Annotated in this window: 27 protein-coding genes; 25 read left to right on the forward strand and 2 right to left on the reverse strand. The window is 33.5% G+C overall.

The genetic code is table 11. The annotated features are described in order from the left end of the window. Positions 1-151 precede the first annotated feature (151 nt). The 3 genes from AC0GLR_RS02310 to AC0GLR_RS02320 are packed head-to-tail and all read left to right on the forward strand — an operon-like array spanning position 152 to position 2,464. Entirely contained in the window at positions 152-778 is a 627-nt protein-coding gene (locus AC0GLR_RS02310) for a GTP pyrophosphokinase (protein ID WP_495605162.1), read from the forward strand. Then, positions 778-1,587 carry an NAD kinase gene (locus AC0GLR_RS02315; RefSeq protein WP_495605163.1) on the forward strand — a complete coding sequence of 270 codons (810 nt, stop codon included), beginning with the start codon at positions 778-780 and terminating at the stop codon, positions 1,585-1,587. Before AC0GLR_RS02310 ends, AC0GLR_RS02315 begins: the two co-directional genes overlap by 1 nt. Further along, positions 1,580-2,464 (forward strand): RluA family pseudouridine synthase, encoded by an 885-nt coding sequence (locus AC0GLR_RS02320; protein WP_495605164.1) that lies wholly within the window; start codon positions 1,580-1,582, stop codon positions 2,462-2,464. Before AC0GLR_RS02315 ends, AC0GLR_RS02320 begins: the two co-directional genes overlap by 8 nt. 17 nt (positions 2,465-2,481) lie before the next feature. Here AC0GLR_RS02320 and AC0GLR_RS02325 read toward each other — a convergent pair whose 3' ends face one another. Next, the gene (locus AC0GLR_RS02325) at positions 2,482-3,063 is read right to left on the reverse strand and encodes a copper homeostasis protein CutC (RefSeq protein ID WP_495605165.1); all 582 of its coding nucleotides are present in this window, start codon (positions 3,061-3,063) and stop codon (positions 2,482-2,484) included. Between the two features lie 131 nt (positions 3,064-3,194). Here AC0GLR_RS02325 and AC0GLR_RS02330 point away from each other — a divergent pair, with 131 nt between their 5' ends. Together AC0GLR_RS02330 and AC0GLR_RS02335 are read left to right on the forward strand one after the other, a co-directional pair. After that, positions 3,195-3,719 (forward strand): tRNA (cytidine(34)-2'-O)-methyltransferase, encoded by a 525-nt coding sequence (locus tag AC0GLR_RS02330; protein WP_495605166.1) that lies wholly within the window; start codon positions 3,195-3,197, stop codon positions 3,717-3,719. A 15-nt stretch (positions 3,720-3,734) separates the two neighbouring features. Continuing rightward, positions 3,735-6,050, forward strand: coding sequence for an FtsK/SpoIIIE family DNA translocase (locus tag AC0GLR_RS02335; protein ID WP_495605167.1), 2,316 nt, complete (start codon positions 3,735-3,737; stop codon positions 6,048-6,050). A 41-nt stretch (positions 6,051-6,091) separates the two neighbouring features. Here AC0GLR_RS02335 and AC0GLR_RS02340 read toward each other — a convergent pair whose 3' ends face one another. Next, the gene (locus tag AC0GLR_RS02340) at positions 6,092-6,211 is read right to left on the reverse strand and encodes a DUF4044 domain-containing protein (protein ID WP_495605168.1); all 120 of its coding nucleotides are present in this window, start codon (positions 6,209-6,211) and stop codon (positions 6,092-6,094) included. Positions 6,212-6,304: 93 nt separating this feature from the next. On the opposite strand from AC0GLR_RS02340, the gene AC0GLR_RS02345 reads away from it, so the two are divergent. From AC0GLR_RS02345 to AC0GLR_RS02440, 20 genes are all read left to right on the forward strand, one after another. Beyond that, complete coding sequence (locus tag AC0GLR_RS02345; protein ID WP_495605169.1) at positions 6,305-6,703, forward strand: DUF3397 family protein; 399 nt, start codon at positions 6,305-6,307, stop codon at positions 6,701-6,703. 122 nt (positions 6,704-6,825) lie between these two features. Beyond that, a complete protein-coding gene (mraZ, locus tag AC0GLR_RS02350) occupies positions 6,826-7,251 on the forward strand; it encodes a division/cell wall cluster transcriptional repressor MraZ (protein ID WP_495605170.1) in 426 nt (141 codons plus the stop codon). Positions 7,252-7,270: 19 nt separating this feature from the next. Continuing rightward, positions 7,271-8,215, forward strand: a complete 945-nt coding sequence (rsmH, locus tag AC0GLR_RS02355; protein ID WP_495605171.1) for a 16S rRNA (cytosine(1402)-N(4))-methyltransferase RsmH — start codon at positions 7,271-7,273, stop codon at positions 8,213-8,215. A 12-nt stretch (positions 8,216-8,227) separates the two neighbouring features. Then, entirely contained in the window at positions 8,228-8,605 is a 378-nt protein-coding gene (locus AC0GLR_RS02360; protein ID WP_495605172.1) for a hypothetical protein, read from the forward strand. Further along, complete coding sequence (locus tag AC0GLR_RS02365) at positions 8,602-10,752, forward strand: penicillin-binding transpeptidase domain-containing protein (protein ID WP_495605173.1); 2,151 nt, start codon at positions 8,602-8,604, stop codon at positions 10,750-10,752. The genes AC0GLR_RS02360 and AC0GLR_RS02365 overlap by 4 nt, the downstream gene beginning before the upstream one ends. A 26-nt stretch (positions 10,753-10,778) precedes the next feature. Beyond that, the gene (gene mraY / locus AC0GLR_RS02370) at positions 10,779-11,735 is read left to right on the forward strand and encodes a phospho-N-acetylmuramoyl-pentapeptide-transferase (RefSeq protein ID WP_495605174.1); all 957 of its coding nucleotides are present in this window, start codon (positions 10,779-10,781) and stop codon (positions 11,733-11,735) included. Between the two features lie 19 nt (positions 11,736-11,754). Further along, complete coding sequence (murD, locus tag AC0GLR_RS02375) at positions 11,755-13,131, forward strand: UDP-N-acetylmuramoyl-L-alanine--D-glutamate ligase (RefSeq protein ID WP_495605175.1); 1,377 nt, start codon at positions 11,755-11,757, stop codon at positions 13,129-13,131. 1 nt (position 13,132) lies between these two features. After that, complete coding sequence (gene murG, locus AC0GLR_RS02380; RefSeq protein WP_495605176.1) at positions 13,133-14,239, forward strand: undecaprenyldiphospho-muramoylpentapeptide beta-N-acetylglucosaminyltransferase; 1,107 nt, start codon at positions 13,133-13,135, stop codon at positions 14,237-14,239. 16 nt (positions 14,240-14,255) lie between these two features. Next, entirely contained in the window at positions 14,256-15,071 is an 816-nt protein-coding gene (locus AC0GLR_RS02385; RefSeq protein ID WP_495605177.1) for a cell division protein FtsQ/DivIB, read from the forward strand. Between the two features lie 100 nt (positions 15,072-15,171). Beyond that, positions 15,172-16,524, forward strand: a complete 1,353-nt coding sequence (gene ftsA / locus AC0GLR_RS02390; RefSeq protein WP_495605178.1) for a cell division protein FtsA — start codon at positions 15,172-15,174, stop codon at positions 16,522-16,524. An 18-nt stretch (positions 16,525-16,542) separates the two neighbouring features. Next, on the forward strand, positions 16,543-17,790 hold the full coding sequence (ftsZ, locus tag AC0GLR_RS02395) for a cell division protein FtsZ (protein ID WP_495605179.1): 1,248 nt from the start codon (positions 16,543-16,545) through the stop codon (positions 17,788-17,790). Between the two features lie 14 nt (positions 17,791-17,804). Continuing rightward, on the forward strand, positions 17,805-18,212 hold the full coding sequence (locus tag AC0GLR_RS02400) for a cell division protein SepF (RefSeq protein WP_495605180.1): 408 nt from the start codon (positions 17,805-17,807) through the stop codon (positions 18,210-18,212). Further along, positions 18,212-18,493 (forward strand): YggT family protein, encoded by a 282-nt coding sequence (locus AC0GLR_RS02405; RefSeq protein WP_495605181.1) that lies wholly within the window; start codon positions 18,212-18,214, stop codon positions 18,491-18,493. Before AC0GLR_RS02400 ends, AC0GLR_RS02405 begins: the two co-directional genes overlap by 1 nt. Then, complete coding sequence (locus AC0GLR_RS02410) at positions 18,493-19,284, forward strand: YlmH family RNA-binding protein (RefSeq protein WP_495605182.1); 792 nt, start codon at positions 18,493-18,495, stop codon at positions 19,282-19,284. The genes AC0GLR_RS02405 and AC0GLR_RS02410 overlap by 1 nt, the downstream gene beginning before the upstream one ends. 12 nt (positions 19,285-19,296) lie before the next feature. Then, positions 19,297-19,962: a DivIVA domain-containing protein gene (locus tag AC0GLR_RS02415; RefSeq protein WP_495605183.1), complete on the forward strand. Its 666-nt coding sequence runs from the start codon at positions 19,297-19,299 to the stop codon at positions 19,960-19,962. A 204-nt stretch (positions 19,963-20,166) separates the two neighbouring features. Further along, on the forward strand, positions 20,167-22,971 hold the full coding sequence (gene ileS, locus AC0GLR_RS02420) for an isoleucine--tRNA ligase (protein ID WP_495605184.1): 2,805 nt from the start codon (positions 20,167-20,169) through the stop codon (positions 22,969-22,971). Positions 22,972-23,018: 47 nt separating this feature from the next. Next, on the forward strand, positions 23,019-23,219 hold the full coding sequence (locus AC0GLR_RS02425; RefSeq protein ID WP_495605185.1) for a cold-shock protein: 201 nt from the start codon (positions 23,019-23,021) through the stop codon (positions 23,217-23,219). 38 nt (positions 23,220-23,257) lie between these two features. After that, on the forward strand, positions 23,258-23,803 hold the full coding sequence (locus AC0GLR_RS02430) for an NUDIX hydrolase (RefSeq protein ID WP_495605186.1): 546 nt from the start codon (positions 23,258-23,260) through the stop codon (positions 23,801-23,803). Positions 23,804-23,812: 9 nt separating this feature from the next. Further along, entirely contained in the window at positions 23,813-24,106 is a 294-nt protein-coding gene (locus AC0GLR_RS02435) for a hypothetical protein (protein WP_495605187.1), read from the forward strand. An 18-nt stretch (positions 24,107-24,124) separates the two neighbouring features. Further along, positions 24,125-24,814, forward strand: a complete 690-nt coding sequence (locus AC0GLR_RS02440) for a 5'-methylthioadenosine/adenosylhomocysteine nucleosidase (protein ID WP_495605188.1) — start codon at positions 24,125-24,127, stop codon at positions 24,812-24,814. The last annotated feature ends 2 nt before the right edge of the window (positions 24,815-24,816 follow it).

Raw genomic sequence — 24,816 nt, forward strand, 5'->3', positions numbered from 1 at the left:
GCTCCTTTCAGTAAATTAAATAATAATGCATTATTTACAATACCTAAATTTTCATTAAATTTCAATAATTTTGTTTTAAAACCTGTAAAATAATCTACAAATAAATATGATATGATAAAATCAAACTTATAAATCAGAATGGAGTGGTTTTATGATTGAAAATTGGGAATTATTTTTGTTTCCCTATAATCAAGCCGCAAAAGAGTGGAAAGTGAAACTTCGTGGAATTCGAGAAGAATTTCAACAATTAGACGAACATTCTCCAATCGAATTCGTAACCAGTCGTATTAAATCAATTGACAGTATTAAAGAAAAAATAAAACGTAGAAATATTGCACCGGAACGTCTGACAGAGGATATGGAAGATATTTGTGGGCTACGCATTATGTGCCCTTTTTTGGATGATATTTATGAAGTTGTTAATATTTTGCGCAGACGAAATGACATTGACATTATTTCTGAGCGAGATTATGTGAATAATGAAAAGGAAAGCGGGTATCGTTCTTATCATATTATTTTTCGTTATCCTTTACAGTTGGTAGATGGGCAACGTAATATTTTGGTAGAAATTCAAATTAGAACTTTGGCAATGAATTTTTGGGCTACATTGGAACATTCACTGAATTATAAACATCCTAATGCGTTTCCTGCAGAAGTTCATCAACGATTGCAGGCTGCTTCTGAAACGGCATTTAAACTGGATGAAGAGATGTCGCAAATTAGAAACGAGTTAGTTAAGGATGCTGAAAAAGATCAATCTAAAGGGGAAGAAAAGTAATGCGAATTGCTATTTATGGTAATGATAATAAAATGTCGAGTCAAGTCGCATCGGAATTATCAGAACTGATTAATAAATCCGATGTGCTGGAACTCGATGAGTTAAACCCAGAAGTAGTTATTTCGGTTGGTGGAGATGGAACGTTGCTATCAGCTTTCCATCATTATGATGATTTAATGGAAAAAGTTAGGTATGTAGGGATTCATACCGGACACTTGGGATTTTATACTGATTGGCGAGATAACGAAGTTAAACAGTTGGTTGCTAGTTTAGAACACGATAATGGGCAAAGTGTGAGTTATCCACTGTTGAGTATTGAAATTAGATATTCAGATGGCGGTCGTCCTGACTATATGGTGGCTTTAAATGAATCAACCGTAAAAAAGTTATTTGGAACGATGGTTGCTAAAGTTTATATTAAAGATCAGTTATTTGAAAGTTTTAGAGGGGACGGTTTATGTATTTCCACTCCCACCGGATCTACTGCTTATAATAAATCAGTAGGAGGAGCAATTATTTCACCTGAGTTTAATGCTGTTCAAGTTGCGGAAATGGCGTCGATTAATAATCGCGTATTTCGAACGATTGGATCACCTATTATTATTCCGCCAACGGAAACCATCACGATTGTTCCCAAGGTTTCTTTACACAATGTTTTAACTTGTGATCAATTGTTAGTAATGGATCGACCAATCAAGTCGATTACATATCAAATTTCCAAACGGCGAATTTATTTTGCTAAATATCGTCATACTAATTTCTGGAAACGAGTTAGTAATTCATTTATCGGCGAATCAATCGATGACTGAATTTACTTGGGAAAATAATAATCACACTCCACTTAAATTAAGAACTTTTTTACTAAATAAAGGTGTAACCCGCTCTTTATTAAAGCGGATTAAATATCATGGTGGATGTACATTAGTTAATAATGTAGAACAATATACTAACTACATGTTAAACTTCGGTGATGTAATCAGAATAAAACTACCGCCAGAGACTCAAAACGAGTTTCTGAATGTTTCTAATTTGCCTTTTGATATTTTGTTTGAAAATGATAATTATCTAATCATTAATAAGGATGTCAAAGTAGCCACTGTGCCTTCTCGAATATATCCAAATGACACATTGGCAAATCGAGTTTTAGGATATTTTCTGCGTAATGATTTTTCTAATAAAACCATTCATGTTGTAAATCGATTAGATCGAGGAACAAGCGGACCGGTAATATTTGCTAAAAATAGTTTGGCACATTCTGTGATGGATAAAGAATTAAAACAACATGAAGTTAAAAAATATTATCTCGCTGCGGTTCAAGGTAAATTAAATATTAACCATGCAAATATTATTTTACCCTTGGGACGTAAGCCTGATTCTTTTATTGAGCGATGTGTTACTACTTTGGGAAAATATTCCCGAACTGAGTTTTGGACTCAGCAAGTTAATAATGACTATTCAATTGTTAAAGTTCGACTTCATACTGGGAGAACTCATCAGATTAGAGTTCATTTTGCAGCTATTGGACATCCTTTAATAGGGGATTGGTTGTACAATCCAACTAACAAACTATTAGATCATCAAGCATTGCATTGTTACGAGTTAGAGTTTTATGATCCATTGGATGAAAAAACAATTAAAGTTACTACTCCTATTCCTACTTATTTTAATGAATTGCAAAAAAAATAATCTGACATTTTGTCAGGTTATTTTTTATTGATAATATTTAGTGGTTGATATTTATCTTCTATCTCAACTAATTCATCTTGATTAAATGTAATCGGAATTACTCGTAAAGTGGGTTCTTTAGCTAATTTATTTTGGAGTTTTTCAAAATTTTTATAAGTTATAATTCCAGCAAAATGGTTATCGATTAACCATTTAATACTTTTATCCCAATCTATTTCATTAATTACATCAAAAGATGGTGAAAAGAACATTTCCATTCCATCGGAAGCACCGATTAAGATTTGCATTGCTTCTTGATCAATCTGATTGTTCCTAGTAGTGGCTCCAATTAAAACTCCATCTACACCTAATTCTTGACATTGAAATAAATCATCTTCCATAATTTTGATTTCAGAATCATTAAAAATGCTGGTTTCTTGATTGGCATTGACCCAGACATCTAGACTTTTTTGATTTTCATGTACATACTTGGTTGCTTCAGCAATTAGTCCACGACTTGGTGTCATTTCATTATTTGCAATTGCAATTCGCATTTTGGATATTTCAGTTGCTGCAGGAATTGCACTAAAACAATCAATTAATGGTTCAATAAACGTCATTTAGTTCATCTCCTTGTTTTTTAATTATACCTTGATTTTATGTAAAAAACATTAATTCAAGAAATGAAAAATTTAATGGCGTGGTATAATAAAGTGTTGGAAACTAAAATTGAAAGCTTTGGAGCGATTTCATGACTAATCATATTGTTTTGTTTGAACCATTAATGCCTGCTAATACTGGCAATATTGCTAGAACTTGTGCTGGTACGGATACGGTCTTAGATTTAATTAAACCACTTGGATTCTCTGTTGACGATAAACACTTGAAACGAGCAGGATTAGACTATTGGGATAAAGTCCAAATAAATTATCATGACAATTTGCCTGCTTTTTTAAAAACGGTTCCAAATCAACAACAAATGTTTTTAGTTTCTAAGTTCGGAAAGTATACCTATACGGATCATGATTACAGTGATCCTAACCAAGAATATTATTTTATTTTTGGGAAAGAAACCACTGGATTACCAGAAAAATTTGAGCAAAAATATGCTGAACAGGTAATTAGAATACCGCAAGATGATTCACATATTCGTGCTTTAAATTTATCAAATACTTGTGCCATCGTAATATATGAAGCATTACGACAACAACAATTTAATGGGCTAGCTAAGGTTCATAACTATCAACATGATAAATTAAAAGATTTTAAAAAATAAGAGTGAGGTGTTTTTTTGACCACAAGAAGGACAACTAGAAAAAAAAGTACCAAAAAGCGACCAACTAAACGTAAGAAAAATGTAAGAAATACATTTAGTAAACGATTTTTACAATTCTGTTTGGAAAGAAAAAGTAACATTTTGGGGTTATTAGTAATAATAATTTCTTTGTTAAGTTTTTTTAGTTTAGGGATTATTGGCACGTTTTTTGCTAATTTATTTCGAATCTTAGTTGGAAATTCATATCAAGTTTTATTAGCTTTATTTGGAATTTGGGGCATCTTTTTATTAATAGAACATCCACTTCCCAAAATTAAAGATCGTTTTTTAGTTGGGACTGGGGTTAGTTTTACTGGATATTTGATTTTTGCTTCGCTTTCGATGTTTAATGCTTTAGATCAGCATTTTCAATATTGGGGGACTACTTGGCAAACTTTGATGAATGATTTTGTAAAAGGATCAACTACTGCCAATGTTGGTGGTGGAATGATTGGAGCTGGTTTGCTAACCATTTTTGCAAAATTAATTTCTTTAATTGGAACTAACATATTAGCAGTTTTGTTAATGTTTAGTGGTTTATTAATTTTCTTTAATGTTCCCGTAATGAAAATTATTAGAAATGGGTTTAACTGGATACACAAATGGTTTGGAACCATTAAAGCAGCCCACCATCGTCGTATTTTACAACGAAAATCGATTAAAAAGCCAACTGTTATTGAATCTGAAGTGACCAAGCATCCAGAAACAATTCAACCAGATGAAACAGAGCATCCTTCTAAATCTGTCGTCCAATCCAAAGATGTTAAAGTTAATGAAAAACCCAATATTAGAATGGCTAGTAATAATCAAACAACTGATCAGCAAATTTTTAATACTTCACCAGTTAAAACTTCTAATGGTGATTATCAGTTACCATCTACTAATTTATTAGCTAAAATTCCACCGACTGATCAAACAACTGAATATCATGCGATTGATAAAAACACTCAAATTTTACAAAAGACTTTAAAAAGTTTTGGAGTAGACGCCGAGGTAAAAAATGTAAGTCTTGGTCCTTCGGTAACTGAATATGAATTACATCCAGCCATAGGAGTTAAAGTTAGTAAAATTGTAAATTTAAGTGATGATTTAGCGTTGGCATTAGCTGCAAAGGATATTCGAATTGAAGCTCCTATTCCTGGGAAATCATTAATTGGGATTGAAGTACCTAATAAAGAGGTTTCGATGGTATCTTTTCGGGATGTTTTTGAGACTCAATCCCAAAAAACGCGTGATGATGTGCTTAGTGTTCCACTTGGAAAAGATGTAAATGGAAATGTAATTTCTTGTGATTTAACGAAAATGCCCCATTTACTAATTGCTGGATCAACCGGAAGTGGTAAATCAGTTGCAATTAACGGAATTTTGACTAGTATTTTGTTAAAGGCGACTCCAGATCAAGTGAAAATGATGTTGATTGATCCTAAAAAAGTTGAATTAGGAGTTTATAATGGAATTCCACATCTTTTGTCTCCAGTTGTCTCAGAACCCAAAAAAGCAACTCGAGCTTTAGGAAAAGTAGTTGCTGAAATGGAAAAAAGATATGAGCTATTTGCAAAAGCCGGTCAACGAAAAATCAGTACCTATAATGAATTTATTAAACATAAAAATGCAGAAGAGGGAACGGATCTACCAACCTTGCCATATATTGTAGTAGTTGTTGATGAACTGGCTGATTTAATGATGACAGTTTCAAATGAAGTTGAGAGTGCTATCATTCGTTTGGCACAAATGGGAAGAGCAGCTGGAGTTCATATGATTTTAGCTACTCAGCGACCTTCCGTTGATGTTATTACAGGATTGATTAAAGCTAATGTGCCATCTAGAATTGCATTTGCAGTTTCAAGTGGAACGGATTCAAGAACTATTTTGGATGCTAATGGAGCTGAAAAATTGCTCGGTCGTGGTGACATGTTGTATGAACCGATTGATCGTAATAAACCACTTCGAATTCAAGGATCATTTATTTCTGATCAGGATGTCGAGAGCGTTGTTGATTTTGTTAAACAAGAAGGCGATCCAGATTATGATGAAAATATGATAATTAGTGATGAAGAAATAACTCAAGATGAAAAAGAAGAAGAGAAAGATGAGTTATTTGATGAAGCATTGGATTTTGTAGTTAAGGAACATAAGGCAAGTACATCAATGTTGCAACGACGGTTTCGAATTGGGTATAATCGAGCTGCTAGAATTATTGACGATATGGAACAAAGGGGGTATGTTGGTCCCCAACGTGGGAGCACACCTAGGACTGTTTATAAGCAAGAAGATTCTTCAGCTGATTCATAAAATAACGACTTGAAGAAATTTTCTTCAAGTCGTTATTTTTATTATTCCATTAAAGCTGCGGCAGAACCTAAAATAACTCCGCCGATTGTTACAATAATCATAATCCATACAAAAACGTATAAGATTTTTTGAAAAGTTGATTTATCTTTCCATTTTGTCAATTTAAACACCACTTTCAATATAATAATAATAATTTTAACCGTGTGACTAAAACAATGCAAATCACATCACATAAGGAAGGAAGAAATTAAAATATGCAGTTAGTTTCATATCCACAAACAATTGAGGCGTTATTTAGAGTTCAATTAGTCCCTTTTATTACTTTAATAATTGTAATGTTTTTATTTAGTTTGTTTAATAGAATTACTAAATTTAAATTTTTTAAAAAAATAAAAGTAATCGATTTTTTTCCTATTTTTGCAGTTGTGGCTATTCATCAAATTACCATGAATAGCCACGGGACAACTTTTTTGCCAATTTTTATTTGTGGCTGGATGCTGATTGGAATCATTTGGATTATTTATTTATTAATGCGTAATGGTGAGGTTATAATTAAACGATTTATGATTGCATTTTGGCGTTTGGCCGATTTATATTGGTTGTTTATTTATTTAGTTTGCTTTGTTTATGAAATTTTTATAAAGCTATCATAAAGCTATTTGAGATTACATTCTCGAATGGCTTTATTTTTTTGTGGGTAATTTTGGTGTTTAAGTGGTTGGAAGTGGGAGATTGTGGTAGACTAAAGTATGTTTAGGGAAAGGGATGATTAGCTATGTTCATGGGTGAATACCGTCATAATATTGACTCAAAAGGCAGGCTTATCATTCCTGTGAAGTTCAGAGAACAACTAGGTAATAAGTTTATCGTGACGAGAGGTCTTGATGGTTGTTTGTTTGGATACAACGAATCTGAATGGCAAAAGGTTCAAGATGAAGTAGATAAACTTCCTTTCAATAAACGTGATGCTCGAACATTTGCCCGATTATTTTTTTCTGCTGCTACTGAGTGTGAAATTGATAAGCAAGGAAGAATCAATCTCCCTGAGCCTTTACTTAAGTATGCAAAATTAACTAAAAATTGTGTATTAACTGGTGTTTCAACGCGATTTGAAATTTGGGATGCAAAAAAATGGGATGATTATAATGATCAAGCTCAAGATGATTTTAATGATATTGCAGAAAATTTATTAGACTTTTGATTGAAAGGGAAAGGTATAGATGAGTGAATTTAAGCATGAAACTGTTTTATTAAAAGAAGCAGTAGCTGGTTTGAATGTAAAACCCAATGGTACTTATGTTGATTGTACCCTAGGCGGTGGAGGGCATAGTGCCTTGGTTCTTTCCGAATTAAACGATGGTCATCTATATGCTTTTGATCAGGATAAAACTGCTATTGATTACAATCAGCAACATTTACGAAAATATCTTGCTAATAATGAACTAACTTTTATTCATGATAATTTTCGTAATTTGAAAACTAATTTAAATGATTATGGGGTTCATGGAGTTGACGGAATTGTTTATGATTTGGGAGTTTCGTCACCACAATTTGATGTTGCTGATCGTGGCTTTAGTTATCAAAAAGATGCTCGTCTTGATATGCGGATGGATCAAAGACAATCATTAGATGCTTGGGAAGTTGTAAATCATTGGTCCTACGAACAGTTAATTAGGATTTTTTTTCGCTACGGCGAAGAAAAATTTGCAAAGCCAATTGCTAGAAGGATTGAGAAAGTTCGTGGTAAACAATCAATTGATACAACTACACAGTTGGCTGACATAATTAAAGAAGCTATCCCGGCAGCAGCCCGTCGTCATGGCGGTAATCCTGCAAAAAAGGTTTTTCAAGCCATTCGAATTGCGGTCAATGATGAACTAGGGGCATTGGAAGAGTCGTTAGAGCAAGCGCTGGAATTATTAAATGTTAACGGGCGTATTAGTGTGATTACTTTTCAATCTTTGGAAGATCGATTAGTAAAGCGAATGTTTAAAGAAAAAACAACCATTGAAAATTTACCGCCTAATATTCCTATAATTCCCGCTGAAATGCAGCCTCACTTTAAAATGATTCAAAAGAAGCCAATTTTACCAAGTTCGGAAGAACAACTTAAAAATCGTCGATCACATAGTGCAAAATTAAGAATTATCGAAAAAATCAAATAAGAGGTGGAAGTTTTGGCACAAGACGGATTAGCAAGAAAACAATCTTCAACAAATACATATTCTAGAAAAAATTATCAACATTCGATTAGGCAGAATGAACAAATTGAAGCACAAAAATCATTACATTTATCCGGTTTTGAGAAGATGTTAATGATAGTTGGTGTTGTTTTAGTAGTGGCAACGATGATTTCAATTATAACTATTAAGAATTCTTTAAACGCTTCTGAACGTTCTCTCCAAACTTTATCAACTCAAAGTAGTAAAGTTAGAAATCAAAATCAGAGTTTGAATCAAGAACTCGATGGAATTGAAAATAATGCCATTAATCGGATAGTTAAGAAAGATAAACTTTCTCTTTCAGATACTAACGTAAGGGACGTTACACGATGAAAAATAAAAAAAATCAGCTGGATGATCAAAGGGAAGCTACAAGGACTAGAAGAAATTTTGGTAGAATTTTATTAATCCTTGTTAGTTTGGTATTTCTTGCGATTATCAGCTCTTTTTCGTTTAAAGCAATTTTTAAAAAGGCTAATAATGTTAATTTAGTAGCACGGACTCAAAAATTATATAGCCATAATAGTATTTTAAAAGCTCATCGAGGATCTATTTTTGATTCCAAAGGACACCCATTAGCTGAAGATACCAATACATATTCCATATATGCAGTTCTTGATAAAAGTCAAAAAAATGAAAAAGGAAAGCCGGAATACGTACAAAATACACAAAAAACAGCACAAGTACTTTCTGATAATCTTTCAATTTCCAAAGAAAAAGCAGAAAAAATCTTGACTCCAAAGCGAAAAACTTTCCAAGTTGAATTTGGGAATGCTGGAAACAATATTTCTCTTTCTACCAAACAAAAAATACAGGCTCAACATTTAACTGGGATTAAATTTATTCCACAACAAGCTCGTTTATATCCCAATGGAGTTTTTGCTTCACATGTTGTAGGTTTAGCAGTTTCAGAAATGAATCAAAAAACCAAGCAGACTAGTTTAGTCGGAGAAATGGGTATTGAAAAATCTTTTAACAAGTTTTTAACTGGGAAAAATGGATTTAAAAATACGCAGCACGATAATTTTGGTTATCAATTACCTTCTGAAGAAAAACGAGTTAAAAAGGCAGTTGACGGTAATAATGTACACACCACAATTGATCCAGGATTGGAATTATTACTTGAGAATCAAATGAATAAAGTTGATGCTAAGGTTCATCCCAAAGTTTTAAATGCAATGATGATGGATGTTAAGACTGGGAAAGTGGTTGCCGCTGCCCAACGTCCTACCTTTAATCCTGAGACCGGAGAAGGTTTAGGTGGAGTATGGCGGGATACTTTAACTCAAGATACTTATGAACCTGGGTCAACAATGAAAATATTTACGATGGCTGCCTCCATTGACAGTGGTCATTACAATGGTTCAGATAAATATCATTCAGGTATTTATAAAATTGGAAATCAAACAGTTCCTGATTGGGATCGTAATGGTTGGGGGGATATTACTTTTAATAAGGGATTTGCTCTTTCTAGTAATGTTGCGATGGCTCATTTGGAACAAAATATGGGACCTAAAACGTGGCATGATTATATCAATCGGTTTCAATTATTAAAGAACAATACTTCAATAATCGACAGACAAACTCCGGGAAGCATGCAATTCCAGCGTCCAATTGAACAGGCTGACACAGCTTTTGGTCAAGGAATTCAAGTGACCGGATTACAAATGTTACAAGGATTTTCGGCAATTGCTAATCATGGACAAATGATTCAGCCTAGATTTATTTCTAATGTAACTGATTCAAAAAATAAAAAAGTTGTTAAAAATTATCCTAAAAAAGTCGTCGGACAACCAATTAAGGCTTCTACTGCCGATACGGTAAGAAAACATATGGAAGATGTTGTTTATAAAAGCTACGGGATTGGGCAAGACTTTAAAATTAAAGGTTATCGTGTAGCTGCTAAAACTGGTACAGCTCAAGTTACCGGGGATAACGGGCAATATGAAAATGGGGCTGATAGTTATCTCTATTCTGTAGCGGGAATGGTTCCTGCCAAGAATCCAAGATATATTATGTATGTAACGATGAAGCAGCCACATTTAGGATCTGACTCACCAACTAAGGTTTTGGCTCAAATTTTTAATGTAGTAATGAAAAAAGCATTATCTAAAACAACTAGTAAAGCAAACCAGGTTAAAATACCGAATGTAGTTGGTAAAAATTTGAAAGATTCACAGGATGAGTTAAATCAAAAAAAGATTCAAAATGTAACGGTTGGAAATGGACAAACTGTAATAAAACAAACTCCTGGAGAGGATGCTCCTAAAGATTTGGCTAGTCGAGTAATCTTGGTAACTGACGGAAAAATGACTATGCCAGATATGAATGGTTGGAGTAAAGAAGATGTGCAGGATCTTAGTTCTTTATTAAATGTGAAAGTTAATTTTAGTGGCAGTGGTAAAGTGACTGATCAAAGTATCAAGCCAGCACAAGAATTTGATGAACATAGTACTTTAAATATTGAATTAAACAAATAAATTTTAGATTGAAAGGATTGAAAAAAATGAACTGGATGTTTCCGTTAATTGGTGGATTTGTGATTACGTTGTTATTCACCCCGGAATTAATTAAGTATTTTAGAGCAAAAAAAGAGGGGCAAATGATTCGCGATGAAGGTCCAAGTTGGCATGAAAGTAAGAGTGGAACCCCAACAATGGGGGGATTAACTTTTATCGTCGCAATTATTGTGACCTGCTTAATATATGGAATACTGATTAATCAATTAAAATCAACACTTTTAATCTTATTATTTGTTTTATTATTCTATGGTTTGATTGGCATGTGGGACGATAGTATTAAACTTTTCAAACGTCAAAATGAAGGGTTTAAAGCTTGGCAAAAATTTGCTTTGCAGGTTTTTGGAGCATTGGTTTTTGCTTGGGTTTATGAAGCAAATGGTTTTCCAATGGCTATTCGCTTCTTTAACTTTGGCGATGTTCATCTCGGTATTTTTTATGTTATTTTTATTGTTTTTTGGCTGACTGGTTTTTCCAATGCAGTTAACTTAACGGATGGGCTAGATGGATTGGTCAGTGGTTTAAGTATTATTGCATTTGCAGCATATGCGGTAGTCGCTTTTTATCAACATCAATATGAGATTCAGATTTTTTGTATGTCAGTTGTAGGAGCACTGTTAGCATTTTTATTGTTTAATCATAAACCTGCAAAAATTTTCATGGGTGACATGGGATCTCTTGCACTTGGAGGATCATTGGCTGCAGTTTCAATTCTATTGCATCATGAATTTTCATTGTTGTGGATTGGATTAATTTTTGTTATTGAAACTTTAAGCGTGATGTTACAGGTTGGTTCTTTTAAACTGACAGGAAAAAGAATTTTCAAAATGACACCAATTCATCACTCATTTGAAATGAGTGGTTGGAGTGAATGGAAAATTGATATTGTATTTTGGATAGTTGGTTTAATCACTGCAATAACTGGCGTAATGGTGATGATTTAATGATTTGGGAGATTCTTTCATGAAAAGTATTGATACTTATAAAAATAAAAATGTTTTAGTTTTCGGTGCAGGAATGAGTGGCACAAATGCCGCTAGTTTGTTAGTAAAACTTGGAGCAAATGTAACATTAACTGACGCAAAAAAAGCATCTGAAATTGATGATTACAATGAATTAATTAACGAAGGAATTAAGGTGGTTGCGGGAGAATCGCCACTTTCTTTATTGGACAACGTTGATTTGATGGTTAAAAATCCTGGAATTGCTTATGACGTTCCATTGGTAAAAGCAGCGGAACAAAAGGACCTACCAATTATTTGCGAAGTTGAACTTGCAGCTGAAATATCTGAAGCCCCAATCGTTGGTGTAACGGGAAGTAATGGTAAGACTACGACTACGACTATGATTGCTGAAATGCTTGCAGCTGGTAATAATCATGGAACAGCTTATCGTGCTGGGAATATTGGGATTCCTGCTACAAAGATTGCAGAAAAAGCTACTAAAAATGATGAAATTGTACTGGAATTATCAAGCTTTATGTTGCTTGGAACGACCAAATTACATCCTCATATTGCAGTTATTACTAATATTTATTCTAATCATCTTGATTACCACAAATCGAGAGAAAATTATGTAAATGCTAAAATGCAAATCACCAAAAATCAAACCAGTGATGACTTTTTAGTAATGAACTTTGATAAAAAAGAATGGCGAACGTTAAGTCAAAAAAGTCGGGCTCGTGTTGTTCCATTTTCTGTCCAAGGGAATTATGAAGATGGTGCGTATCAAAAAGATGGGAAACTATATTTTCGTGATGATTATATTATGGATGCAAAAGATATCCGCATTCCTGGAGAACAAAATGTTGAAAATGCTTTAGCAGCAATTGCTGTAGCTAAACTATCTGGCGTGTCTGACAAAAAAATTGTTACAATTTTAAAAGATTTTGGTGGGGTTAGACATCGGAATCAATTTGTACTAACTGCTAATGGGCGCGAATTTTATAATGATTCAAAAGCAACAGATATAGAAGCTACTCAAATGGCACTTGCCGGATTTAAAAAGCCTGTAATCTTGTTGGCAGGGGGGTTAGATCGAGGCTATACCTTTGAAAAATTAGAGTCAGAATTTAAAAAACATGTGTCCGGAATTGTATTATTTGGAGAAACTGCTCCAATTTTAAAGAAAAGTGCTGAACAGGCTGGTATAAAAAAAATTAAAGTAGTAGAAAATATTGATGAAGCTGTTCCAGCAGGCTATGAGATGAGTGAACCTGGTGACATTATTTTACTTTCTCCAGCCAACGCCAGCTGGGATCAATTCCCCAGTTATCGTGATCGCGGTGAACGATTTATTAAAAATGTAGAGAAATTAACTGGGAAACAGGAGGAAAAATAATATGAAAATGATTGTTTCTGGAGGAGGGACTGGTGGCCATATTTATCCAGCCCTTTCATTAGTTGAAGCATTAAAAATACAAGATCCTGCTTCAGAGATACTATATGTTGGCTCTGAACGTGGCTTGGAAAAAAATATTGTTCCTGAAAAAGGTATTGAGTTTGACGCACTAAAAATACAAGGATTTAAGCGTAAATTATTTTCTTTGTACAATTTTGAAACGGTTTATTTATTTCTGAAAAGTGTTAAACATGCTAAAAAAATTGTTAAACGTTTTAATCCAGATGTAGTGGTAGGTACAGGCGGCTACGTTTCTGGTGCCGTTCTTTATGCCGCTGCTAAAATGGGAATACCAACTGTAATACATGAACAAAATAGTGTAGTTGGATGGACTAATAAATTTTTAAGTCGCTATGTAGATAAAATTGGAATTGCATTTGAAGATGCTAAAACTCAATTTCCAGAAAATAAAGTTGTTTTTACTGGAAATCCTCGAGCACAACAGGTAGCTAAAATTAAAAGTAGCTTTAATTGGGATCAAATTGGTTTGAAAAATGATGAACCAACGGTGTTGATCTTTGGTGGAAGTCAAGGAGCTTTAAAAATCAATAGTGTCACTGCAAAGGCAATTCCAATGTTTAATCAAAAAAAATATCAAGTTGTGTTTGTGACCGGCAAAAACAGATATGATGATGTAATGAAAGATTTAAAAGATGTAAAAATTAACGATAATGTTAAAATTCTGCCATACATAGCAAATATGCCCGAAGTTTTACCACGTGTTTCATTGATTGTTGGACGTGCTGGTGCGACTAGTTTGGCTGAAATTACGGCTTTGGGAATTCCATCGATTTTAATTCCTAGCCCTTATGTAACTGCCGATCATCAAACTAAAAATGCTATGAGTTTAGTTAAAAATCAAGCAGCAATCATTGTGACGGAAGCTGATTTAAATGCACAAAAACTAACACAAAATGTTGATATGTTAATGAAAGATAAACAACGACGTCAAGAGATGGCTGAAAATGCTAAGAAAATGGGTGTTGTTGATGCAGCTGATAAATTATTAAGTGTTTGTAAAACTGCGATTAATGAACACAAAAACTAACTGTTTGGGTGATTAAATGAAATCAAAAAAACAGACTAACGCTAGATTAGATATTCATGATCATGGAGATGATTATGAATATAAGAAGCAGAAAACGTATAGTCGTTTGCGAGTGGGACGAAAAAACAAAGCCATTCAACGTAATCGACATAAGCGAACTTTAAAAACAGTCGTTCCTTTATTGCTGCTAATGTTAATAATTGCTGGAATTTCTGGTTTTTTAGTATCTCCATACAGTAAGATTCGATCAATTAAAGTTGACGCTAGTGAAGATCAAAATAAAGTTCAACAACAATTACCATTTAGAGTTGGTGATTCATTATTGGTGGTTAAAAAAAATAAAGCAAATGCTGAGCAATTAATTAAAGCTTCAGATCCCAAAATTGAAAGTGTTAAAATTGATTTAAAAAATATTAATCATTTAATAGTGAAAGTTATTTTTTATCAAACTAAGGCATATGTTAATAGGGGCAAAAATGATTATCCGGTTTATCGATCGGGAGTAATTGATAATCATGCCATTAAAATAAAAAATAAAAATAAGACCCTTCTTTTAAAAGGATTTAATAATCAGAAACAAATCAAAACTGTGTTACAGCAATACGATAGGTTACCTAAAACAATTCAAACGAATATTGTTAGTATTGAAAATGAACCGATTGCTGGAGACCCACAAAGGGTTAAATTAAAATTGAAAGATGGTAATCAAGTAACAGTTAAAGATAAAGATATTGCAAAAAAAATGGCATATTATTCTAATATTAAAACTACTTTAAAACGAAAAAGTTTAATTAATATGGAATTTGGTGCTTATTCCACACCAATTAAGTGATTGATGTCTTTTTAAATGCATAAAATCTATGGTAGACTTTAGGTATTAAAGTAGCATAATAAAACCATTTTCAAAATGGTAATCGGGAGGTTCCAAAACGATGGATGATTCAGATATTTATATTGGTTTGGATATTGGGACTGCTTCAATAAAAGTAATTGTTGCTCAAAAAATAGATGGACAAATAAATGTTATCGGAGTCGGTAATGAGAAGTCTGAGGGCGTTAGTCGCGGTATCATTGTTGATATTGATAAAGCTGCTAAAACAATTAAAAAAACAATTACTCAGGCTGAAACAAAATCTGGCGTAAAAATTTCAAGCGTTGTTGTTGGCTTGCCAGCGGATATGATTAGTATTGATCGGTGTTCTGGAATGACTAATATTGATGATAATTCTCGTGAAATTGACGATCAAGACATTGTGGCAGTTGCTGATTCTGCAATTTCAAATAATATTCCGCAAGAGCGAGAAGTAATCGATTTAGTTCCGGAAGAGTTTAAAATCGATGGATTTGATGGTATTCCTGATCCTAGAGGAATGGTAGGTTCACGTCTTGAAATGAAAGGTCGTATTATTACCGGACCTAAAACCATTATTCATAATGTAAGAAAAGCAGTTTCCAAGGCTGGTTTGGATATTGATATGATGGTTGTAAATGCCGAAGCTGAAGGTAAAACAGTTTTAAATGATCCAGAACAAGATTTTGGAACAATTATTTTGGATTTGGGTGGCGGACAGTCCACAGTGGCAGTTATTCATAATTATGAATTAAAGTATGTTGATGTTGATCATGAAGGTGGAAAATATATTACAAAAGATATTTCTTCGGTTTTAAATACATCACTTAAAGAAGCTGAAAATATCAAGCGTGAATATGGATTTGCTGATGTAAATCAGGCTTCTAATGAAAATGAATTTTCTGTAAATGTTGTTGGACAAAGCCAGCCTGTAAAAATTAACGAAAAATTGTTGGCTGAGATTATTGAAGCTCGTTTGGATCAAATATTCGGCAGATTAAAAGACAAACTCACTGAAGCTAATGCTTTAAACATGCCTGGAGGAATAGTATTGACTGGCGGGGTTGCTTCAATGCAGGGTATCGCAGAACTGGCCGCAAACACGTTTGGGGTTAATGTTCGATTTTTCATTCCTGACCAGATGGGATTACGCCATCCTTCCTTTTCATTGGCCCTTTCGTTAGTTAATTATGAAAGTGAGTTGAGTGATATTAAACGAGTGGTACGCTCTTCATTTAGTGAAGATCGATTACCAGATGATAACTCAATTAGTTACAATGATTACGATGAAAACACAAATGAAAATATTTCTGATGAACATGATAATAATGAAGATGATGGTGCTTTCTTGTTCCCTCGAAGAAAAGCTAAGGAAGAAAAGAAGAAACATAAGAAAAAGTCCTCAGGATTTTCTCTAAAAAATTTCTTTGAATAAACACGGAGGCTAAAAATTATGGATTATTCAATTGATCAAAACGCCAGTCAAGGAGCTAATATCAAAGTAATAGGTGTTGGTGGTGGTGGTGGAAACGCCGTTAACCGGATGATAGAAGATGGAGTTGAAGGGGTTGAATTTATCGCAGCTAATACTGATGTTCAAGCCCTAAATGCTTCAAAAGCTGAAACTAAAATTAACTTAGGGCCCAAATTAACTAAGGGTCTTGGAGCTGGTTCAAATCCAGAGGTGGGAGCAAAAGCCGCCGAAGAAAGTCAAGAAGATCTTACCAATGCTCTTAAAGGTGCCGACATGGTATTTGTAACTGCTGGTATGGGTGGTGGAACTGGAAATGGTGCTGCACCTATTATTGCAAAGATTGCTAAACAATCCGGAGCTTTAACAGTTGCTGTTGTTACTCGTCCCTTTACTTTTGAAGGACCTGCACGTTCTCATAATGCTATTGAAGGCCTTTCTGCTTTAAAACAGAACGTTGATACAATGGTAGTTATTTCAAATAACCAAGTGTTAGAAATGGCAGACAAAAAGACAACCTTTTTAGGTGCTTTACATGATGCCGACAATGTTTTACGTCAAGGTGTTCAAGGAATTTCAGATTTAATTACACGTCCAGGATACGTCAACCTTGATTTTGCAGATGTGACTACCATTATGAAAGATAAAGGTACTGCTTTAATGGGAGTAGGATCTGCAAATGGTGAAAATCGAGCTGCTGAAGCAACTAAAAAAGCAATTAATTCACCATTGCTTGAAGTTTCAATTGATGGAGCTAAACAAGTCTTATTGAATATTACTGGTGGAACGGACTTAGGAATTTTTGAAGCTCAAGATGCCGCTAATATTATTCGAGATGCAACTTCTGATGATACTAATATTATTTTTGGTACTTCAATTGATGAAAATATGGGTGACGAAATCCGAGTATCTGTAATAGCAACCGGAATTGAAGATGATCTTGATCCTATCAGTGATGTTAAAAATTTAAGAACGGCAACTAATAAGCCAAATGACCAAGTAGTTAAACCTACACATTCTGTTAGTCCTCAGCCTAATAATAATTTTGGTGAGGATTCAAAAACAAACACCAATAAGCAAACATTTAATACTGATAAAGATGATCGTAGATTTGAAAACGTTGAAAAAAAGGAATTTGAACCATTTAGTTCTGGCAATGATGATAGTAACAGTGACGAACATGATGATGACATCCCTCCTTTCAACTTCAAATACCGTAATGATAATTAGATAAGAGGTGTATTATGGCTAAAGGTATTTTAAATAATCTTTTTGGATTTAATGAAGATGCCGATAATAATGTTTTTGACCAACAAAATGATGTCAAAAATGCTAATCCACGAAAGGTCCTTGCGATGAGTGATAAAAGGATTCCAGATAGTAAAATTAATATTGTTGAACCTCGTATTTTTGCTGATGCAAAAAATATTGGCAATAAATTAATGAGTGGGAATGCAGTTTTAATGAAAATGGAAAACGTTAATGCAACTACGATTAGAAGAATTGTAGATTTTATTAGTGGAACCGTGTTTGCAATTGACGGAAACATTCAACAAATTGATGATAAAGTTTATCTATGTACTCCTAAAAGTTATGCGATTGATGGCGATATCAAGCAACAGCTCTATGATCGTCCGGAAAGTAAAGATTAATGGTTACAATTATTAGTGGAATTTCAACAATTTTATATTATGCAATTGATATATATATGTTTTTAATTGTTATCTATGCGCTATTAAGTTGGCTACCTGGTGCATCTAGTTCAAAATTGGGACAGTTATTAACTAGAATTGTTGAACCATTTTTAGCCTATTTTAACTTTGCTCATATTGGCATGTTGGGATTTGGACCAATGTTAGCAATTTTAGTATTATGGTTTATTCAATATGGGGTAGTTGGTATTTCTAATTTTTTAATTAATTTGGTTCAATAATGGCATTAGATAAGAATATTCAGCAACATTTTCGTAAAGATGAGTTGCCTTTTATGCATCAAGCTAGTGATTTGATTAATCAAGCTCTTTCTGAGTATCGTCCAATTTTGACCGATTTTGTCAATGATCGAGAACTATATTTATTAGAAATTTTAGTTAATCGTTATAATGATTTAAAAATTTCGAGTTGGGGTGGGTACGAAAATGCAGAAATGCAACGTGCAGTTATTTATCCACTTTATTTTGAACCTCAACTAAAAGATTTTGAAGTTTCAGTTATTTCGATTAACTATCCAATTAAGTTTGCAACCTTAAAACATAGTCAAATACTTGGAACTTTAATGGGAAGCGGGATTGAAAGAAACGTAATTGGTGATATTATTACTGATAAGGAACGATGGCAGTTTTTTGTAGAAACAAAAATGATTGATTTCTTAGTTAATAATGTTGACCGTATTGGAAAAACCAAAGTTACGCTAACTGAGGATTTACCTAACAACGTTGTGCAAGTAAATAATGATGCAAAAACTGTTAATGTTACGCTTCCTTCTTTGAGACTTGACGTTGTGGTTGCAAGTATATTTAATATTTCGCGAGGGATTGCTAAAGAATTAATTATACACGGCAAAGTTCGTCTTAATTGGTTTACATATGATAAACCTGACTATGTTTTGGCTGTTCATGATTTAATTTCAATTCGTGGATTTGGTAGGGTCAGATTTAATAAAAACAATGGATTTTCAAAAAAAGGAAAATTAAAAGTAGAGTTTGATGTTATAAAAAACAAATGATGGAGGATTACCATGGTACTTTCTGCAGAAGATATTCATAATAAAAAGTTCTCGACAAAAATGAGAGGATATAATATTGATGAAGTAAATGATTTTCTTGATCAAATTACTAAAGACTACCAAATTCTAAAAGATAATAATCAGGAATTAAAAAGTTCTTTAAAAAAGACCAAAGAAGAATTAGCTTACTATGACGATTTAAAAAGTTCTCTTAATCAGTCAATATTAGTTGCTCAAGAAGCTGCTGACCGAGTTAAAAAACAGGCTGACGAAGATGCCAAGCAAACATTTGCCGCTGCGCAAAATAAAGCTAATCAATTAGTAAATAATGCCACTCGTGAGGCCAATCGAGTAATTGTTGATGGTTCTAAAAAAGCAGCTGCTTTAGCGATATCGACGAATGATTTTCGTGCAAATATTAAAACTTTTAGAGAAAAAATGATTGGAATGTTACAAAGTCAATTAGATTTTGCTCAAAATTCTGAATGGTCTCAATTGTTGGATGGTGCCGATTTTGAAAATTTTGATGATATTAAAGAAATCGTATCAGGTCTTGACAAACAAGATAATGACAGTGTAGACTTTGATGATAATGAGATTCCAGCTAACAATGCTCATGTTAAGTTTGAGAATCCAACTGTATTAATTTTTCCAAATGGTGAAATTCGATCACTTTGATGAAGACAGCAAATCAATTATAAAAACTTTAGCGAATTGAGGATAGTGTGAGCTCAGTTGTCACTTATGATTGGTAGATCACTTTATCATTTTTTGAATAATTTTAAATGAGAGAATCAATTTGGTTCTGAATTTGGGTGGTACCACGAAGACTTCGTCCCTTGCTGACGGAGTCTTTTTGTATTTTAAAGGGGGAAAAGTAAGATGCGGATTAAAGATACTTTAAATTTAGGTAAAACTAAATTTAAAATGAGAGGAAATCTTCCAGTTAAAGAATTAGAACGTGAAAAACTTTGGGAAGATAATCAGCTTTATCAACAACGACAAAAATTAAACGAAGGAAAACCATCATTCGTACTTCATGATGGTCCTCCTTATGCAAATGGTGATATTCATATGGGTCATGCCATGAATAAAATCACAAAAGATTTTATCGTTCGTTATAAATCAATGAATGGTTTTCGAGCACCATTTGTTCCGGGGTGGGATACACATGGTCTTCCAATTGAACAACAACTTAAAAAAGCCGGTTATGATCGAAAAAAGATGTCAACTAATGAATTCAGAAAGCTATGTCATGATTATGCTTTGAAACAAGTTGATCGGCAAAGAACAGAATTTAAACGTTTAGGGTTGCAAGGTGATTGGGATAATCCATATCTTACTTTAATGCCTGAATATGAAGCTGCCGAAGCACGAGTTTTTGGGAGAATGGCCGAAAAAGGTCTTATTTATAAAGGTTTGAAGCCGGTCATTTGGTCATGGTCATCTGAATCTGCTTTAGCAGAAGCAGAAATTGAATACCATGATGTAGAATCACCATCAGCATTTTTTGCCGAAAAAGTTATCGATGGAAAAGGCGTTCTTGATGATGAAAATACTTACATGTTAGTTTGGACTACTACACCATGGACGATTCCAGCATCTGAAGGAATTACTGTTGCTCCTGATTTTGATTATGCTGTCGTGCAGCATGATGATGATCCCAAAAAGTATGTTATTGGTACAGAGTTATTAGATAAAGATGCTGAAATGTTTGGCTGGAAAGATGTTCGCGTTTTAAAAACTGTTAAAGGTAAAGATTTAGATAACGTTTTAGCAGAACATCCTTTTGATAAAAACAAAAAATTAGTTACCATGGAAGGCGACTTTGTTACTAATGATGCAGGTACTGGATTAGTTCATACTGCCCCTGGATATGGGGAAGATGATTATAATATCGGTAAACAATATGGATTGCCAATTTTTGCACCAGTTGATAATAAAGGATATTTAAGTAAAGAAGCTGGTCCTGATTTTGAAGGAGTCTTTTACGAAGATGCTAATCAAGTTGCGCTTGATAAGTTAAAAGAACAAGGTCAATTAATATATTACATGCCATATGAACATAGTTATCCATTTGATTGGAGAACCAAAAAACCAGTTATTTATCGTGCAACGCCACAATGGTTTGCTTCGGTTGATAAAATCAGAGATCAAATTTTAGATGCGATTAAAACAGTTGATTTCAAGCCTGATTGGGGTCAACAACGGTTGTATAATATGATTAGAGATCGTGGCGACTGGGTTATTTCTCGACAACGAGTTTGGGGAGTTCCACTTCCAATATTTTATGGTGAAGACGGGGAACCAATTATCACTAAAGAGACTGTCAATCATGTTGCTGATTTGTTTGGTAAATATGGATCAGATATCTGGTTCGAAAGAGATGCTAAAGATTTATTACCAGATGGATTTACTAGTGAACATTCACCAAATGGTAAATTTACTAAAGAAACTGATATCATGGATGTTTGGTTTGATTCAGGTTCATCTCATCAAGGTGTATTAGCTGAACGTCCTGAACTAACATATCCAGCAGACTTATATTTAGAAGGTTCTGACCAATATCGGGGATGGTTTAACTCTAGTTTAATCACCAGTGTTGCATATGATGGAATCTCACCATACAAAACATTATTGTCACAAGGTTTTACTTTAGATGGTAAGGGACATAAAATGAGTAAATCACTTGGTAACACAATTGCTCCAGCTGATGTAATTAAACAAATGGGTGCAGATATTATTCGTTTGTGGGTTACAAGTGTTGATACTTCAGCTGATGTTCGAGTTTCAATGGGGAACTTTAAGACCATTGGGGATTCATACAAAAAGATTCGTAATACAATTCGTTATATGTTAGCTAATACAAGTGATTTTAATCCAGAACAAGATTCAGTTAGTTATAGTGAGATGAATTCTGTCGATCAATTTATGTTAGTCCAATTGAACAAGTTGATTGCAGACGTAAAAAGTGATTATGATAATTATGACTTTATGTCAATTAATAAAAAACTAATGCAGTTTATTACGGTAAATCTTTCTGCTTTTTATTTAGATTTTGCCAAGGATATTTTGTATATTGATCCTAAAAATAGTAAACGTCGTCGCTCAATGCAAACAGTTTTATACCAAGCTTTAGTTGCCTTAACTAAATTAATGACACCAATTATTCCTCATACCACTGAAGAAATTTGGGGATTTTTAAAAGAACCAGAAGAGTTTGTTCAATTAGCAGAAATGCCATCTGCTGAACATTTTGATAATGAAGCAGAAATCGAATCAGAATGGAATAGTTTCTTGAAACTTAGAAAAGATATCTTGAAGGCGATGGAAGACGCTCGAGATGACAAAGTAATTGGAAAACCTTCTGAAGCAAAATTAATTTTGTATGTGGACAATGACTTGAAAGGTTTATTAAATAATTTGGATGTTGATGTGGCACAGATTTTGATGGTTTCTCAATTAGAAATTAAGCCAATTGAAGATGCTGAGGATAATGTTTCAACCTTTGGTGATCAATTAGCAATTGAAGTTGAACATGCTGATGGTATGACATGTGAACGTTGTCGTATGATTAAAACAGATGTAGGTAGTAATTCTAATTATCCAGAATTTTGTGCTCGTTGTGCTCAAATTGTACAAGCTGATTTCCCAGAAACTGCAACTGAAGGATTTGAAGAAAAATAAACTAAAAAATCGAGATTTTAATCTCGATTTTTTATTAGGAGGATATTATGGAAGGCATCATTAAGAGTTACGATACGGATCATGGATACGGATATATTAAAGATCCTGAAGGCAATGACATTTTTATGCATATTACAGGAATAATTTCTGGAACACCAAAAGAAATTAAGCCAGGAGATAAAGTTAAATTTGTTAAAGCCAAAGGACCCCATAATTTTCAAGCTGCTAAAATTGAATTAGCAAGATAGTTTTAGTATATTCATTAATGGATAAGGAGATGCAGTTAATGGACTTAAAAGAAATAGAAATTTCTAATCAATTAAAATATGATGGAGAAATTATTAAAGTTGATCAAGAAACGGTAAGGTTACCAAATGGTAAAACTGCAAATCGTGATGTTGTCCATCATGCACAAGCGGTTGCTATGTTAGCAATCACTCAAGATCATAAAATGATTTTGGAAAAACAATGGCGTGAACCAGCTAAAAAGGCGATGATTGAAATTCCAGCTGGAAAGTTAGACGCTCGTGATCAGGGAAATAAAGTTCATGCGGTTCAACGAGAATTAAATGAAGAAATTAGGTATCGGGCAGAAAATATCAAAGAACTGTATTCTTTTTACACATCTTGTGGATTTACAGATGAGTATATGTATCTTTATTTAGTAACAGGATTAAAAAGAGTCTCTGAAGAACTGCCTAGAGATCAAGGCGAATTTTTAGAAATTGATGAATATACGCTTGAACAAGCTAAAAAAATGATTGCTAATGGAAATATTGAGGATGCTAAAACGATTATGGCAATTCAATATTGGGAATTAATGACAAAGTAGGTTATGAAAGTGGAGTATGACGATAATAATAACCAAAATAAGATGACACGTGGACAATTCAAACGTCAAACTCGTAAAAATAGATTTGGTTTGCTAGATAAGGAAAAGAAAGAAAATCAATCAGAAACTGATGAATATGTTAAACCATCACAAACCCCCGATTCTGAAATGACCCAAAGTAGGTCGGAACGTGACACTGTTGAATATAAACAAAAACGATTAGGGCGAAGATTAAATCTGATCATCTTGGTTTTAGCACTTTTATTAGTACTGGTTCTTTGTATTATGAGATTTATTGACTAAAAAAATGGAGATTACAACATGGAAACTTATGGAATTATTTGCGCGATGGATGAAGAAATTAAAGAGTTAAAAAATGCTCTTGAAAATGAAGAACAGATTGAGGTTGGAAAAGTAACTTTTTATAAAGGGCAAATTAATCATAAATCTGTTATTTTAGTTAAATCTGGAATTGGTAAAGTTGAAGCAGGAATTACGGCTGCTTTACTATTAACTAATTTTAAGATTGATATTTTGATTCATTCAGGATCAGCTGCTGGGATTGGTAAGAATTTAAAAGTTGGGGATATTGTTATTTCAACTGAAACAGCTTATCATGACGTTGACTGTACGGCAGATGGAGAAGTTTATGGTCAACTTCCTGGACAACCAGCCCGTTTTAAAGCTTCAAAAATGTGGGGTAAGAAAATTGGTGAAGCTTCAAAAGAAAATGATATGAATGTTCACTATGGCTTGATTGTTACTGGCGATCAATTTATTGCTGGAAAAGCCATGATTGATAAAATTTTACAACATTTCCCCGATGCTCTAGCTGGTGAAATGGAAGGTGCTGCTGTCGGACAAGTTGCTCATCAATTTGATGTTCCTTACGTAGTTGTACGAGCTATGTCAGATGTAGGTGATGAAAATGCTAATCAAAGTTTTAGTGAATTTATTGTGGAAGCTGGTAAACAATCTGCAACGATGTTATTAAATTTATTAGCTGAATAATT

This window comes from Fructilactobacillus sp. YLN 2412 (genome assembly GCF_059488745.1).